Source organism: Spirillospora sp. NPDC049024 (assembly GCF_040649235.1).
In the GTDB taxonomy this organism is placed as follows: domain Bacteria; phylum Actinomycetota; class Actinomycetes; order Streptosporangiales; family Streptosporangiaceae; genus Spirillospora.
The window spans coordinates 140,252-154,797 of record NZ_JBEZFD010000012.1 but is presented as its reverse complement, the minus strand read 5'-3'; the positions used below and the strand labels follow the sequence as shown (position 1 = coordinate 154,797).

The window sequence follows — 14,546 nt, the reverse complement described above, 5'->3', positions numbered from 1 at the left end:
CCGCGCGGCACCCGACACCCCGGACTACGCCGCCTGAATCGAAGCCCTCACCGCCCAGCGTGAAGCGCCCCGCACTCTGGACCGCACGACCTGAAGCACAGGGCCTGAAGCACAGGGCCTGAAGCACAGGGCCTGAAGCACAGGGCCTGAAGCGAACGGCCAAGATCTGGACTGCGCAGTCTGGAACGAGCCGCCGTAGTCGGGCCGGTGCCGATCAGGTCCGGCCCGACCACGGGGTGGTTCAGCTGGTTTTGCGGTGGTCGCGGGCTGATTCGGCCGCGGCGTGGACGGCGGCGAGGTCCGCGCCGGTCGCGGCCATGGACGCGGCGGCGACCGCGCCCTCGACCAGTGGGGCGTCCGCGAGCAGCACGTCGTCGCCGTCGGCGTCCTCGATGAGCATCTTGGCGGTCAGCACGGAACTGCCGAGGTCGGCGAGCAACACGACCCCCTCACCGTCGTTGGCCGCGGCGACCGCCTGCTCGACTAGGTCGATGCTCGTCCCGAGCCGCCCTTCGGAGTCGCCGCCCGCGGGTTCGACCACGGCCTTGCCGACGCCCATGGCGCGGGCGACCTCGGCGACGCCCTCGGCCAGCGTCCGGCTGTGGGAGATGATGACGATCCCGACCATGTCACCCCTCCCCTGCGACATCGGCCAGGGCCTGGAGCAGCAGAGCGGTGGACGAGGCGCCGGGGTCCATGTGTCCCTCGCTGCGCTCGCCCAGGTAGCTGGCCCGGCCCTTACGCGCCCGCATCGGGACGGTGGCGTCCGCGCCCTTCGCGGCGGCCTCGGCGGCGGCCCGCGCGCATCCGGCCAGCTCGGAGCCGTCCGCCAGCGCCGCCTCGTACGCCGCGACCGCCGGAGCCAGCGCGTCGACCATCGTCTTGTCGCCCTCGACGGCCTTCCCGAGGTCCTGGACGCCCTCAAGTGCGGCCCGAAGCGCGTCGCCCAGCGCGACGGCGTCCACCTCGGCGGCGTCGCCGAACGCCTTGCCGGCACGGCGCAACGCCGTCCCGTAGAGGGGGCCGGACGCGCCGCCCGTCTTCGAGACGATGGCCCGTCCGGCGGCGATCAGCACCTTGCCCGGCGGAACGTCCTCGGGCAGCGCCTCCACGGCGGCGCGGAAGCCCCGGTCGAGGTTGAGACCGTGGTCGCCGTCGCCGATCGCCGCGTCCAGACGGGTCAACCGATCGGCGTCGGCGGACACCCGTTCGGCCGCCTGCCGGATCCAGGACGCGAAGTCCCCCGCGCTCATCGATCCAGCACCACTTGATCCGGCACCACTTGATCCGGCACCGCTCGATCCGGCACCGCTCGATGCCGTGTTCATCGGCCCCACCGGAGCCCGGGGGTCTCGACGGGCGCGTCCCAGAGGCGGGTCAGGTCGGGCGTCACCCGGCATACGCTGATCATGCAGCCCGCCATCTCCAGGCTGGTCACATAGGGCCCGACCAGGCGGCGCACGACGGTGGCGCCGTGCGCCTCCAGCCACTCGGCCGCCGCCGCGTAGGCGACGTACTGCTCGATCAGCGGGGTACCGCCCATCCCGTTGACCAGCACGAGCACCTCGGAGCCGGACAGCGGCATGTCCGCGTCGATGGCGCTGAGCGAGGCGTCGACGATCTCCACGGCGGTGCCGACCTTGACGCGCTCGCGGCCGGGCTCGCCGTGGATGCCGATGCCGAGCTCCATCTCGTCCTCGCCCAGCTCGAACGTCGGGGTCCCGGCGGCCGGGACCGTGCAGGACGACAGCGCGACGCCGAACGACCTGCTGCGCTCGTTCACCTCCCGAGCCACCGCCGCGACGTCCGCGAGGGGCGCGCCCTCCTCGGCGAGCGCCCCGGCGATCTTCTCCGCGAACAGCGTGGCGCCGGTGCCGCGCCGCCCGGCGGTGAACGTGCTGTCCTCCACCGCGACGTCGTCGTCGACGATGACGGAGACGACCTCGATGTCCTCGTCCTCGGCCAGCTCGGCGGCCATCTGGAAGTTCATGACGTCGCCCGTGTAGTTTTTCACCAGGTGGAGGACGCCGGCGCCGCCGTTGACCGCCATCGTCGCGGCGATGATCTGGTCGGGGACGGGAGAGGTGAACACCTCCCCGCAGCAGGCCGCGTCCAGCATCCCGTATCCGACGAACCCGGCGTGCAGCGGCTCGTGACCGGATCCGCCGCCCGACACCAGGGCGACCTTCCCGGTTCGCGGGGCGTCTCCTCGGACGACGGTCCCGTTCTCTGGATCGACCTTCAGCGACGGGTGCGCGGCGGCCAGTCCGCGCAGCGCGTCGGACACCACGTCCGCCGGGGCGTTGATGAGTTTGCGCATGTCTCAGCTCTACCCCGGCGAACGGCCCCATCCCAGACCCAATCGTTGATCATGCGATATCGGGGTGCCCGGACGGCCCGCACCCGCATAGGTTGCATCCGTGACGAAGCCACCCAAGATCCTCTACGACTGCGACACCGGCATCGACGACGCGATGACGCTGCTCTATCTGGCCTCGCTGGTCCAGGCGGGGAAGGCCGAGCTGACGGCGGTCGGCACCGTCCACGGAAACATCGACCCCATGACCGGCGCGCTCAACACGCTGCGCGTCCTGGAGGCCGCGGGCATCCCGGTGGCCGGCGCGGACGGGCCCGGGCAGGGCGCGGACGGGCAGGGCGCGGACGGGCAGGGGGTGCCGGTCGCGGTCGGCGCCGCACGGCCGATGGCGCAGGACGTCCACTACGCGCTGGACTGGCACGGCACGGACGGCCTCGGCGACACGCACCTTCCCGAGCCCGCGGGACGCCCGGTCGCCGAACCCGCTCCGGCGCAGATCGTCCGGCTGGCCCGCGCGATGCCCGGCGAGCTGACCCTGCTCGCGACCGGTCCGCTGACCAACCTGGGCGCGGCGCTGCTGCTGGACGAGGAACTGCCGTCGCTGATCCGCGAGGTCGTCGTGATGGGCGGCGCGTTCGACCACCCCGGCAACATCACCACGCACGCAGAGGCGAACATCTGGCACGACCCCGAGGCCGCCGACCTCGTGTTCGCCGCGGACTGGCCGATCGTCCTGGTGCCGCTGGACGCCACGCACCCGACCGCCGTCCACGACGACTGGCTGGACCGGCTCGCCGCGCACGACACCACGGTCGCCCGGTTCGCCGCGAACATCCTTGAGTTCTACGCGGACGCCTACACGCCCACCCTGAAGCGCCGGGGCGCGGTCATCCACGACGCCCTCGCCGCGATGCTCGTCGTCGACCCCGAACTCGGCGAGTACGTCCAGCGCCCGGTCCGGGTGGAACTCCGAGGCGAACTGACGCGCGGCACGACGGTGTGGGACGCCCGCTCACTGCCCGCCGACGACACCCGCCGTCCGGTGAAGGTGGCCATCGGCAGCGACGTGGCGGCGTTCCAGGAGCGCCTCCTGTCGGCCCTGCTCACCTTCTGACACACCGCACGCTCGGGCGGGCCACGCGTTCGGCCGTGCCGCGCGTTCGAGCGGGGAGCACGTTCGGGCAGGCCGCGCGTTCGGGCAGGCCGCACGTTCGGGCAGGCCCGTTCCGACAGGGTCTCCCGTCTCGACAAGCGCCCGTTGGAGCAGACCTTCGTTTCTGACAGGACCCTGTTCTGACAGGCCGCACGTTGGGGCTGGGTCAGGTTCAGACAGGCACGTTCAGCCTGGGCGTGTTCGGGCAGGGCCTGTTGGGACGGGGCTCGCCTCTGACGCCGTCGGCCTTCGAGGGCTGCGCGGTGGGCGGTCGCGTCCGTATCCGGGCACCCGGAACGTTCGCTGAAAGCGCGATCTCCGGGTGTACCCGAAACCGTTCGCCGACCTTATGGTTGAACTGTGACCAATGTTCTGGACGACAGCGAACTGCAGCGAATCCTTGCCGTGATGGCGCACCCGGACGACGTCGACTTCGGCGCGGCCGGGACGGTGGCGGGCTGGACGGACCGCGGCATCGAGGTCGTCTACCTCATGGTCACCGACGGCGACGCGGGCGGCTTCGACGACGAGGTCTCGCGCGAGGAGATGGCCGCGCTGCGCCGCGAGGAGCAACGCGCGGCGGCCAAGTGCGTCGGGGTCAGCGACGTCCGGTTCCTCGGCTACCCGGACGGGCGGGTCGAGGCGACCTTCGATCTGCGCCGCGACATCGCCCGCGTGATCCGGCAGGTGCGGCCGGACCGGGTGCTGATGCCGTCCCCCGAGCGGAACTACGAGCGGATCTATCCGAGCCACCCCGACCACCGGGCGGTCGGCTCGGCCGCGCTCGACGCCGTCTACCCCGACGCCCGCAACCCCTACGCGTTCCCGGAGCTGCTCGCCGACGAGGGCCTGGAGGCGTGGACGGCGCGGGAGGTGTGGATCAGCGGCGGCCCCGTCGTCAACCACTACGTCGACATCACCGACCGGTTCGACCGCAAGGTCAGCGCGCTGCGGGCGCACGCCAGCCAGACCGCGCACATGGGGGACGAGCTTCCGGAGATGCTGCGCGGCTGGCTCAGCGCCAACGCCGCCGCCGCGGGGCTCCCCGAGGGGCGCCTCGCCGAGTCGTTCCAGGTCGTCGACACAGCCTGATTCAAGGCGTCTCGAAGACACGCCGATCAGGTCACGCCGCCCAAGTCTCGGTCACTTAGCAAATACACTCCATTACGAGCTGTAATCAGCCTCCGAGCGGGCATGTACCCCCATGTGACAGAACTCGGGGGGTCGTCATGCCGCGTGAGATCGAGGCCACCGCCACATCCGCCGCCGCGCCTGAGGTGATCTTCAAGCACCTGTGCGTACCGGAGGCCTGGGACGAGTGGGGCGGTTTCTGGACCAGGGTGCGGCGGGAGTCCGCCGGCGATGAGCACCCGAACGGGCTCGGGGCCGTCCGATACGTCCGGTCCTGGCGCGAGGAGGTCGTGGCGTGGGATCCGCCGCGGCACTACGGGTACATCGCGCTCGCCGGACACCCGGAGCGGCGCCTCCGCGCGGACATCACGCTGGAGCCGCACTTCGCCGGCACGCTGATCCGCTGGCGCGGCGAGGTGGACGGATTCCCGGGCACCGGGCCGTTCACGACCGCCGTCCTGCGCCGCCGCCTCGGCACGTACGCGCGCCGGGTGGCACGGCATTCCGAGCGCTGCGAGCCGGGCTGCCCGGCCCGCCTTCCGGGCGCCCTCTAAGGCCCGCCCGCAGGCAGCCGCGCACGCCGGTCGAGCCCCGCACGCCAGTCAAGGCGGTCCGGCCGGTCAAGGTCGTCCCGCCCGCCTCAGGCACGCACACCGCTTGAGGTCTGGCACGCCTCCAGTCCTGGCACGCAAGCCGGACCAAGCGCGCACGCCGCTCAAGGCATGCACGCCGCATCGGGCCGCGTACCAATCCAGGCACGTACGCCCATGCGGCACCAGACGCACCCCAATCCGGACGCCCGTACGGATCGAGGGGCCGGACGCAAGGCAAGGCCAGGCGCGCACGCGGATTGACACGCGTACCAGGTCAGGCACGCACGCCCCCCAGGCGCACAGGCCCGACCGGGCACGCACACCGGTCGGGCACGCACACCGGTCAGGCACGCACACCGGTCAGGCACGCACACCGGTCGGGCACGCACACCGGTCGGGCACGCGCACGGTCGGGCACGCGCGCTGAGCCGGGGCCAGGCACCGCCAGGTCAGGCAAACAGGCCGGATCACCACGCGCACCAGGTCAGGCACGTACGCCACCCAGGCGCACAGGTCGGACCAAGCCTGCTCTGGCCGAGGCACGCGGACCGGAATGGCACGCGCACCAGGTCAGGCACGCGAGCGGATCGGACACACACCGGTCCAGGCGCGCAGGCCGCGCCAGGCATGCATGCCGTCCAGAGGCACGCCCAGTTCGGACCAGGTACGCCGACCGGCTTGGCGCGCGCACCTGAATCGGCCCGCACACCAAGCCAGGAACGCGTGCCGGATCGGGGCACGCGCCGGTCCAGGCAGGTGCGTTGCGCCAGGCACGCATGCCGTCCAGGCATGCGCGTCACGTGAGGCGCGTGCCGTCCAGGCACGCGTGGTTTGGGAGCAGGCGCGGGTTTGGAGCAGCGCGTGCAACGGGCGAGACATGCGGGCCGGGCGGGCACGCGCGCCAAGCAAGGCACGCATGCCGGATCGGGGCACGAGCCGTTCTGGGCACGCATGCCGAACAGGGCTCGCGCATGGCGTCCCGGCATGCGCGGCTCGGGTCAGGTGCGCGTAGGTCGGAACAGGCACGTGCGCCGGCCGAGACACGCGCGGACTCGGCGGGGTCGCGCTGCCGAACCGGGCGCGCGCGTCCGCCAGGTCCACGCACCGGTTCAGGCAGGTGTGCCGGCAGGAGTACGCGTCCCGATCCGGGCGCGCGCCGAGCCAGGCACTCCCGCCGAGCCAGGCGTGCACCTTCGTCGGGCGCGCACATAGGTCGGAGCAGGTAAGCGCGCTGATCCAGGCACTTCGCCGTCCAGGCGCATGCACCGGATCAGGCGCGCGGGCCAGCAGTAGGTAAGCGCCCGGATTCTGCATGCACGGCAGATCCGGCACGCGCCAGGCCGGCACGCACGTCCTGCCTGGGGCGGCGCGCCGGATCAGGTACGTGCGCTGGTTCGCGTACGCGCGGCAGGTCTGCGCGTACGGGGGCCGGGCGCGTCAGGTCAGGGCTTGTGTCCGGTTCAGCCGCGCGTGTCGGACCGGGCACGCGGGTCGGGCAGGCACACCTGTTCGAGGCGCACTCCAAGTTCACGCTTTACGTCAGTTCTGGGTCGCACGACATTCGGGGGAATCGATGCGGCGTTATCTCATTGTGCTCGCTCTCGCGGCGGGTATCGGGGCGGGTTCGACCGCCTACTGGGTCACGGCGGACGGGACGCGGCACGCAAGCGGCGGTGTCGTTAAGTCCGGCGAGCCTTCGGCAGGTGGGCGGGAGGTGAACGCGGTCCAGCTCGCCGCGCGCCCGTTCGACTCCGTGACACTGCGCCGGGCCGTAGACGCCTATATCCAGAAACGTCCGGGCAAGGCGGGGGTGATGGTGACGGATCTGCGGACGGGCATGTCGTTCGGCGAGAACGAGAAGGGCCGGTTCGTCAGCGCCAGCATCATGAAGGTGGACATCCTGTCCAGCCTCCTGCTGCAACGGCAGCGCGACGGCCGAGGCCTGACCGGTGGCGAACGGGCCTTGGCCGGGACGATGATCCGGCAGAGCGACAACTCGGCGGCGAACGCCCTGTACTCCGCGGCGGGGGACGGTCCTGGCGTCGCGGACACGAACAAAGCCTTCGGCCTGAGGCACACTAAGCCGTTTCACACCTCGTGGGGTTCGTCCCTGACCAGCCCGGCCGACCAGGTGCGCTTGTTGACGAACCTGGCATCGGACGCGAGTCCGCTGGAGCCGCGCGCCCGCCGGTACGTCCTGGGCTTGATGGGTTCCGTGCTGGACGAGCAGGCGTGGGGCATCAGCGCGGCTGCGCGTCCGGGCGAGAAGGTGGCGTTGAAGAACGGCTGGACGCCGGTCCGCCACCAGGGGCACGGCTGGGCGATCAACAGCATCGGCCGCATCACCGGGCATGACCACGACTTCCTCATCGCGGTGTGCAGCGGCGACAGCCCGACGATGGGAGCGGGAGTGTCGACGGTGGAGCACATCGCCGAGATGGTCGTTGACGCCATGCGTGCGTCGCATCAGTGAGCGCCATCGGACGCTGGGCATATTCCGAACGGTGAGCACATTGCGGACGCTGAGCACCATCGGACGCTGAGCAGGGGCTCGGGAAGTGCCGGGCTCGGAGGAGCGTCGCCGAGTAGGGCCTGCTGGACGGGGCTACGTCGGCGGTGGAGGTGTCTCGCGCAAGACCCTGGCGCGGGGAGAGTGCGCCGCTCGGAGGAGTGTCAGGCTCGCGGCAGCGGGAGAGCTGGAGAGCTGAGAGCGGGAGGCAGACTGGGCTCGGGTCGAGCCTGGAGTCGGCGTTGGCGGGACCGGGCGGCGGGCCGGCCGCCCAGCGAGCGCCGGGGACGTCAGCGGTGCAGGGGTCGGGTGAGCTTCTTGCCGTCGGTGGCGGCCACGGCGACGCAGGTGACGGTGCGGTCACCGGACTTCCACGAGTCGGCCGTGGGGTAGTAGTAGGAGCTCGCGATGCCCCGTGCGGCCGGGTCGCGGTTGATCCGCGCCTGCGTGCGGAGCTTGCAGCCGGTCGAGGCGAGCTGCTGGAGCCGCGCCTCGGGCGGCATGACGAAGCCCTTCAGCTTGAAGACGGCCGTCACCTCGCCGTCGTGCGGGCCGGCGCAGGGGACGATCTTGACGCTCTCGACCTCGACGGGGGCCTCGGTCGCGGTGCTGGTGGTGGCGCCCGAGTTGTCGTTGATGCAGTCGCCGAGCTTCATCTTCTGGGCGTCGACCTCCTTGGGCTTGGTCGCGGTCGGCTTGGGAGTGGCCCCGTCATCGGACGAGCCGCCGCCGCGCAGGGCGTACCCGACGATGCTGAGCACGATCCACAGGCAGGCCAGCGCGATCCCGGCGATCGCGAGCCCGCGGCCCTTGCCGCCCTTCTTCGATATCTGGCTGAGGGAGATGATCCCGAGGACGAGGCCGACGAGGCTGACGCACGGGATGAGGCCGGTCACGAGCGCGGCGATCGCCAGGCCGTTGGTCTTCTCGGTGTTCGAGCCGTAGGGCGACCCGGGGCCGTGATCGCCCGGCATCGGCGGAGGAGGCGGGTAGGGCGCCTGGGGGCCCGGCTGCGGGGGCCCGGAGGGAGGGTATGTCATGAAGAGCGACTGTCCCATACCGGACGGTGCTCGTGATCATGATGTACGGGAATCGGGAATTACGATTCGCTCACAACCGCAGAGAAAACGTTTACCTCCGGGCCGGTCCGGGCAAGAGGATAGGCCTCATACGCCCGACTAGACGAGGCGGCGGGCGGCGGCCCAGCGCGACAGCTCGTGCCGGTTCGAGAGCTGGAGTTTCCGCAGGACGCTGCTGACGTGCGTCTCCACCGTCTTCACCGAGATGAACAGCTCCTTGGCGATCTCCTTGTAGGCGTAGCCGCGCGCGATCAGCCGCAGCACGTCGCGCTCCCGCTGGGTGATCTGGTCCAGTTCCGGGTCGACGGCCGGGGCGTCCGTGGCGGCGAACGCGTCCAGGACGAACCCGGCCAGCCGCGGCGAGAACACCGCGTCCCCCTCGGCGACCCGGCCGATCGCGTCCGTCAGCTCGGGGCCGGAGATCGTCTTGGTGACGTAGCCGCGGGCCCCGCCCCGGACGACGCCGATCACGTCCTCTGCCGCGTCCGACACCGACAGCGCGAGGAACTTGGACGTAACGGCCCCGTGCAGCCGCCGCAGCACCTCGATGCCCCCGCCGCCGGGCAGGTGGACGTCCAGCAGCACCACGTCCGGCTGCGTCCCGCGGATCACCGCGACCGCCTCGTCGACGTCGCCCGCCTCGCCGACGATCTCGACGCCGCCGCCCAGCTCCGCCTTCACACCGGTCCGGAACATCTGGTGGTCGTCGACCAGCACGACCCTCTTCAACGCCTCACTCATGTCCCGCTCCTCCGTGGGCGGCGGCCACCGGAATCCCCGGTCGGCCGCCGCTCATGCCGCGTGCCCCGGGAGGACGCCCCGGCGGCCGCGCTCATGACTTCTTGATCTCCAGGCGCACCTCGGTGCCCTCGCCCGGCGCGGTGCGGACGGTGGCCTTCCCGCCGTTGCGCTCCATACGTCCGATGATGGACCCCCGCACGCCCATCCGGTCCGCCGGGACCTGGTCGAGATCGAATCCCTTGCCCCGGTCGCGGACGAAGACGGCGATCTCGTCGCCCTCCACCTCCGCGTACACCGACACCGACGGCGCCTCCGCGTACTTGGCGGCGTTCACCATCGCCTCCCGCGCGGCCTGCAGCGCGGCGCCGAGCCGCTCGTCCAGCGCCGTGTCGCCCACGCAGACGACCTCGATCGGCACGCCGTGGTCGTCCTCGACCTCGCCCGCCGTCTCCCTGATCGCGGCGGCGAACGTCCGGTCGGGGTCGGCGCGCGGCTGGTAGAGCCATGTCCGCAGCGTCCGCTCCTGGGAGCGGGCGAGCCGCTGCACCTCGCGGGTGTCGTGCGCGTTCCGCTGGATGAGCGTCAGCGTGTGCAGCACCGAGTCGTGGATGTGCGCGGCGAGCTCGGCGCGCTCCTGCGACCGGATGCGCTCGTGCCGCTCCGCGTCGAGGTCCTGCCAGAGCCGCACCACCCACGGCGTCACGATCACCGCGACCCCGGTCAGGATGATCAGCGTGGCGATGAGGACGGACCGCGCCTGGTCGGCCTCCACCTTCTGCGCCACGAACCCGCCGATGCCGCCGACGACGAGGAGCAGTCCGAGCAGGCTGCGCAGCCACCGCTGGCGCAGCGGCAGCGTCCAGCGCTGCCGCTGGTCGCGGTCGGCCTGCTGCCAGAGGATCGCGGCGCCGACGCCGCCGACGATGAACGGCCACAGCGCCCACCGGACGACCCCCGCCGCTCCCCACGGCAGCGCGGCGAGCCCCATCGCGACGGCCGCGTAGGCGAGCAACTGGCCCCAGTCCCGTCCGCGCCGCCGCCCTGCCTCGGCCGGGGCCTTCTCCTGGGCGGGCACGAGGATCCAGAACGCGGCGTAGGCGGCGAGGCCGAGCCCGCTCGCGACCGTGAGCAGCACGAACGCGCCGCGGATGAGGAACACGTCCACGCCGAGATGCGAGGCCAGGCCCCGGCTCACTCCGGCGATGAGCCGCCCTTCGGCCGCCCGCTCCAATCGGGCGGGCGTGGCAGGCGCCGTGTCCACCGGCCCCGGTGGCCCCGCCGGCCGTTCCGCCGTCCCCTGCTTCACCGCCGCCCTTCCCAAGGTTCTCCCACGTCATCGATGGTCACACGCCCGGACATAATCCGCATCAGGGACCAGCCCTGGTACCGCCTCAGGGTCGAAACCAGGCATTGATCCAAAATGGGTCTAGCGCCGGCCTCTCACCGTCGGGCCTGGAGCGGTGTTGCGCGGTTCGCCTGACCGGAGGCGCGGCGAGTTGCTCGACCCGTCTCGCGCGAGTGCCCGCCGCACCTGGCCGGCGCTTGCCGCGATCTTGCGAATGGCCGTCCTGTCGGTGCGGCGGTCCGGTGTCGGCCGACCGCCAGCGCGTCACGTATGCCGGTTCGTAGCATGCGGCAATGGCGAGTGACGGGCACGTGATCTGGGTCAAGCCGTTCGACCCGGCCAACCACGGGAGCGACACGGCCGGACGGCGCGGCGAGTGCGGTTGGCACGGCCAGACCGAACAGCGCGGGCCCTGCGGGGAGCCGTTCGCCAGTGTGAAACTCCAGTACGCAGACTATGCGCCCGTGCAGTCTGCTTGCGCTCGGGCGCTGCGTGAGATCTCGCAGCGGTACGGGTTTCCGATCCCGCCCGAGTCTGCTTGATCGAGCGTCAGCCCCCTCGACCGCCGCCACAGTGAACTGTCGGTGGCGGCCCGGAAGCGCGCACGAACCCTGAGCCCAGCGTGACCCTGGTTCCAATCTCGGGGGAGAGTCAGGGGCGTCCCCGATACCGTCCGTCGCCGGTGGCGCGCGACCATGGCTGGCATGGGCGAGGAAGAGGGTCGGAAAGAGGACCTGCGCGGGCCTGGCGGCGACGCGAGCGAGAGCGGACACGGCGTGGGCCAGGGCGTTCACGACAGCGTGGGCAATGGCGTGGGCAACGGCGTTGAGGACGGCGTTGGACACGGCGAGCGGCACAGCGAGGGCCGCGGCGAGGCGCGCGACGGCGAGCAGGGCGTCGGGAAGCAGAGCGTCGGGAAGCAGGCCGCGGACGGTTACCGGCGGCTTGCGCGTGACGCCGAGCGGAAGGTGCTGGCCGGTGTGTGCACCGGGCTCGGCCGCTACACCGGCATCGACCCGGTCGTGTTCCGCGTCGGGTTCGCGATCCTCGTCCTCGCGCACGGGCAGGGGGTCTTCCTCTACATCGCGGCGGCGCTGCTGATGCCGGCGAGCCCGGACGAGTCGTCGATCGCCGAGCAGATGCTCAAGCGGTGGTTCGACGGGCAGGCCGTCCTCACGATCCTCGGCGCGCTGCTGTGCGTCGGCGTCACGTTCAGCCTGTTCGGCGGGGTCCTCACCGACGCGATCGCGTTCCTCGTGGTGTTCGGGCTGGTGCTGCTGGTCGCGCACTCGCGGGGCGTGGACCTCGTGGCCGTGGCGCGCTCCACCCCCGAACGGATCACGGGGTATCCGCCGGAGCCCTCCGCCGCGTGGGCCCGGCCGGAGCCCGCCACCGTCGGCGGCGTCTCCCTAAGCAAGGACGGGCCTCTCGGCGGGCACGGGCCCTCCGGGCCCGGGGCGAGCGGCCTGCCCGACGGCATGATCGACCTCGCCGCGTACTCGGCCGCGTGGGCGGAGACGCCCGCGGCCACCGCCCCCTTCGGCACCGCCCCCTTCGGCACCGCCCCCTTCGGCACCGCCCCCTTCGGCACCGCGCCCGCGGGCTCCGCGACCAAGGCGCCCGCCCAGCACGGCTGCGGAGGCGGGACGTCGCCGGTGGCGGCGATCACGATGCTCGCCGCCATGGCCGCCGGCGCGGCGATGATCCCGGTGGCCCGGGCCTACCCGGCGCCGGACTCCTGGCTGATCGTCATGGCGCCCGCGCTCGCCGTCATCGGGCTCGGCCTGGTCGTCGGCGGCTGGTTCCGCACCCGCGGCCTCGCGGCGGCCGGGACCGTGCTGACCCTCGCCATGCTGACCACCTCGGTCGCGGGCGACGTCCCGCGCAACGCCGAGTACGGCGAGGTCAACTGGCGTCCCACCGACACCTCGCAGATCGGCCGCCTGTACAAGGTGGGCATCGGGCAGGGCGACCTGGACCTCTCCGCTCTGCCGGTCGTGGCCGGCCAGCGGGTCACGATCGACGCCGAGGTCGGGGTCGGCGGGCTGGAGGTCACGGTGCCGCCCACCGCCCGGGTGCTGGTGGACGCGCGGATCGGGCTCGGCGACGTGCGGGTCGACCACAGGACGACGAGCGGGCCCGCCGCCAAGGTCGTGCAGACCCTGGAACCGGAGGGCGCGTCCACCGCGAACCCGCCAGTGATCGTCCTGCGGATCCGCGGGAAGCTCGGGGACGTGGACGTGCACCGTGTCTGAACAGCGGCGGGCCGCCCGCGACGATCCCGGCGCCACCCATGCCGACGACATCTACGCGATCGATACCGACCTCAGAGACACCGACCTCAGAGACACAGATCTCAGAGACACCAGGTTCAGAGACACGGGTTCGGAGCCACAGCGTTCAGAGACACAGCATCCAGCGGGATGGGGGCGGGCGGGAAGATGACCGGTCAGAAGCGGTTCCGGTTCGATCCGGCAGGGCCCGTGACGGGGCTGTTCTTCCTCTTCCTGGCGGGGCTGTTCCTCGCGGACGGGCTGACGGACGGGGACGTCCTGCCGCTGACGGCCATGATCCCGGTCGTGCTGATCGGGCTCGGGCTCGTCGGGACGGTCCGGGTGCTGACCCGCTCGCGCCGCCGGCACCTGCGCTGACGTGGGGCTGTGACCCGTGCCGCAGCGCCCGGGGCTTCCCCTCGCGCCGGGAACGCCAAGTAGTGTGATCCCGACGGCAGGTGACGAAGCGAGGGTCGATGGCGGGGAAGGCCGGCACACCGGAGGCGGGTTGCGCGGACATGCTGCCCGGCTCCCGGTCCGCGCTGGACCCGGGGCGCGCCATCAAGCCGGGCCGGCACGGCCTCTCCCCCGAGACCGTCGCCGGGATCCAGCGTGAGCGGCTGATCGACGCGTTCGTCCACGTCGTCTCGGAGCGGGGCTACGCGCACACGACGATCAGCCGGGTCACCGAGGGCGCGGGCGTCACGAAGAAGACGTTCTACGCGCACTTCTCCGACCTCGACGAGTGCTTCCTCGCCGCCTACCAGCGCGGCATGGACATCCTTCTCCGCCGCATGACCGAGGCCTACGAGGCCGCCCCGACGTGGCCGGACGGGATCCACGCCGGGCTCCGCACGCTGCTCGCCGCCCTCGCCCGGGAGCCCCGGTTCGCGCGGGCGTCGCTGGTCGAGGTGAACGCGGCGGGCCCGCAGGTCAGGCAGGCGCGCATCGACAACCTCACCCGGTTCCGCGTCTTCTTCACCGACCCGTCCCTGCCGCCCGTCCCGATCCCGGTCGTGGACGCGATCGTGGGCGGCATCTACAGCGCGATCCACGTCCAGATGGAGACGGGCGAGGCGGAGGAACTGCCGTCGCTGCTGCCGTCCCTCACCTACTTCGCGCTGCTTCCCCTCGTCGGCCGCGAGGCCGCCTCCCCGTACCTGGCCGACGCCCCCGGCTGACCTGGCGCGACCGGCTCGCGGTCCCGTCCCGGCGGCCCGGACCCCTACGCGCCTCCACGGGTTGACCTTCTGACCGGATGCGGCCGGACGTCCCCGAGCATCTTGACGTGAAAAACCCACGGGTTTCTATTGGTGTGGATCTTCCGCGGGACGGCCGGGCCGTCCCGCGCCGACCCCCGGTTCACGCGCGGCGGGCCTAATCCCCCGGGGCCCGCCGCGCGTCT

Annotated in this window: 13 protein-coding genes; 7 read left to right on the top strand and 6 right to left on the bottom strand. The window is 72.1% G+C overall.

The features are described from left to right. Positions 1-241: 241 nt before the first annotated feature. From dhaM to dhaK, 3 genes are all read right to left on the bottom strand, one after another. Complete coding sequence (gene dhaM / locus AB0C21_RS23160) at positions 242-628, bottom strand: dihydroxyacetone kinase phosphoryl donor subunit DhaM (RefSeq protein ID WP_500206803.1); 387 nt, start codon at positions 626-628, stop codon at positions 242-244. A 1-nt stretch (position 629) separates the two neighbouring features. Further along, on the bottom strand, positions 630-1,253 hold the full coding sequence (dhaL, locus tag AB0C21_RS23155) for a dihydroxyacetone kinase subunit DhaL (protein ID WP_500206801.1): 624 nt from the start codon (positions 1,251-1,253) through the stop codon (positions 630-632). A 71-nt stretch (positions 1,254-1,324) separates the two neighbouring features. Beyond that, the gene (dhaK, locus tag AB0C21_RS23150; protein WP_500206800.1) at positions 1,325-2,320 is read right to left on the bottom strand and encodes a dihydroxyacetone kinase subunit DhaK; all 996 of its coding nucleotides are present in this window, start codon (positions 2,318-2,320) and stop codon (positions 1,325-1,327) included. Positions 2,321-2,420: 100 nt separating this feature from the next. Here dhaK and AB0C21_RS23145 point away from each other — a divergent pair, with 100 nt between their 5' ends. From AB0C21_RS23145 to AB0C21_RS23130, 4 genes are all read left to right on the top strand, one after another. Beyond that, on the top strand, positions 2,421-3,431 hold the full coding sequence (locus AB0C21_RS23145; protein WP_500206797.1) for a nucleoside hydrolase: 1,011 nt from the start codon (positions 2,421-2,423) through the stop codon (positions 3,429-3,431). 447 nt (positions 3,432-3,878) lie between these two features. Further along, on the top strand, positions 3,879-4,562 hold the full coding sequence (locus tag AB0C21_RS23140; RefSeq protein WP_500206955.1) for a PIG-L deacetylase family protein: 684 nt from the start codon (positions 3,879-3,881) through the stop codon (positions 4,560-4,562). Between the two features lie 137 nt (positions 4,563-4,699). Beyond that, a complete protein-coding gene (locus AB0C21_RS23135; RefSeq protein ID WP_500206796.1) occupies positions 4,700-5,155 on the top strand; it encodes an SRPBCC family protein in 456 nt (151 codons plus the stop codon). 1,753 nt (positions 5,156-6,908) lie between these two features. Beyond that, the gene (locus AB0C21_RS23130) at positions 6,909-7,667 is read left to right on the top strand and encodes a serine hydrolase (RefSeq protein ID WP_500206794.1); all 759 of its coding nucleotides are present in this window, start codon (positions 6,909-6,911) and stop codon (positions 7,665-7,667) included. A gap of 326 nt (positions 7,668-7,993) precedes the next feature. On the opposite strand, the gene AB0C21_RS23125 is transcribed toward AB0C21_RS23130, so the two are convergent. The 3 genes from AB0C21_RS23125 to AB0C21_RS23115 form a co-directional block, all read right to left on the bottom strand. Continuing rightward, positions 7,994-8,743, bottom strand: coding sequence for a DUF4190 domain-containing protein (locus tag AB0C21_RS23125; RefSeq protein WP_500206792.1), 750 nt, complete (start codon positions 8,741-8,743; stop codon positions 7,994-7,996). Positions 8,744-8,881: 138 nt separating this feature from the next. Then, positions 8,882-9,523 carry a LuxR C-terminal-related transcriptional regulator gene (locus tag AB0C21_RS23120; protein ID WP_149258996.1) on the bottom strand — a complete coding sequence of 214 codons (642 nt, stop codon included), beginning with the start codon at positions 9,521-9,523 and terminating at the stop codon, positions 8,882-8,884. Positions 9,524-9,614: 91 nt separating this feature from the next. Beyond that, positions 9,615-10,784, bottom strand: a complete 1,170-nt coding sequence (locus tag AB0C21_RS23115; RefSeq protein ID WP_500206791.1) for an ATP-binding protein — start codon at positions 10,782-10,784, stop codon at positions 9,615-9,617. A 788-nt stretch (positions 10,785-11,572) separates the two neighbouring features. Between AB0C21_RS23115 and AB0C21_RS23110 the strand changes: the two genes are divergently transcribed. The 3 genes from AB0C21_RS23110 (at position 11,573) to AB0C21_RS23100 (ending at position 14,322) form a co-directional block, all read left to right on the top strand. Further along, positions 11,573-13,123 carry a PspC domain-containing protein gene (locus AB0C21_RS23110; RefSeq protein WP_500206789.1) on the top strand — a complete coding sequence of 517 codons (1,551 nt, stop codon included), beginning with the start codon at positions 11,573-11,575 and terminating at the stop codon, positions 13,121-13,123. 186 nt (positions 13,124-13,309) lie between these two features. Further along, on the top strand, positions 13,310-13,519 hold the full coding sequence (locus tag AB0C21_RS23105; protein WP_500206788.1) for a hypothetical protein: 210 nt from the start codon (positions 13,310-13,312) through the stop codon (positions 13,517-13,519). 98 nt (positions 13,520-13,617) lie between these two features. Continuing rightward, positions 13,618-14,322 carry a TetR/AcrR family transcriptional regulator gene (locus tag AB0C21_RS23100; RefSeq protein WP_500206787.1) on the top strand — a complete coding sequence of 235 codons (705 nt, stop codon included), beginning with the start codon at positions 13,618-13,620 and terminating at the stop codon, positions 14,320-14,322. Positions 14,323-14,546: the final 224 nt, after the last annotated feature.

Bases quoted from the DNA above. Each gene is read 5' to 3' on its own strand.
- dhaM (WP_500206803.1), bottom strand. From the start codon at position 628: ATGGTCGGGATCGTCATCATCTCCCACAGCCGGACGCTGGCCGAGGGC.
- dhaL (WP_500206801.1), bottom strand. From the start codon at position 1,253: ATGAGCGCGGGGGACTTCGCGTCCTGGATCCGGCAGGCGGCCGAACGG.
- dhaK (WP_500206800.1), bottom strand. From the start codon at position 2,320: ATGCGCAAACTCATCAACGCCCCGGCGGACGTGGTGTCCGACGCGCTG.
- AB0C21_RS23140 (WP_500206955.1), top strand. From the start codon at position 3,879: ATGGCGCACCCGGACGACGTCGACTTCGGCGCGGCCGGGACGGTGGCG.
- AB0C21_RS23135 (WP_500206796.1), top strand. From the start codon at position 4,700: ATGCCGCGTGAGATCGAGGCCACCGCCACATCCGCCGCCGCGCCTGAG.
- AB0C21_RS23125 (WP_500206792.1), bottom strand. From the start codon at position 8,743: ATGACATACCCTCCCTCCGGGCCCCCGCAGCCGGGCCCCCAGGCGCCC.
- AB0C21_RS23120 (WP_149258996.1), bottom strand. From the start codon at position 9,523: ATGAGTGAGGCGTTGAAGAGGGTCGTGCTGGTCGACGACCACCAGATG.
- AB0C21_RS23110 (WP_500206789.1), top strand. From the start codon at position 11,573: ATGGGCGAGGAAGAGGGTCGGAAAGAGGACCTGCGCGGGCCTGGCGGC.
- AB0C21_RS23105 (WP_500206788.1), top strand. From the start codon at position 13,310: ATGACCGGTCAGAAGCGGTTCCGGTTCGATCCGGCAGGGCCCGTGACG.
- AB0C21_RS23100 (WP_500206787.1), top strand. From the start codon at position 13,618: ATGGCGGGGAAGGCCGGCACACCGGAGGCGGGTTGCGCGGACATGCTG.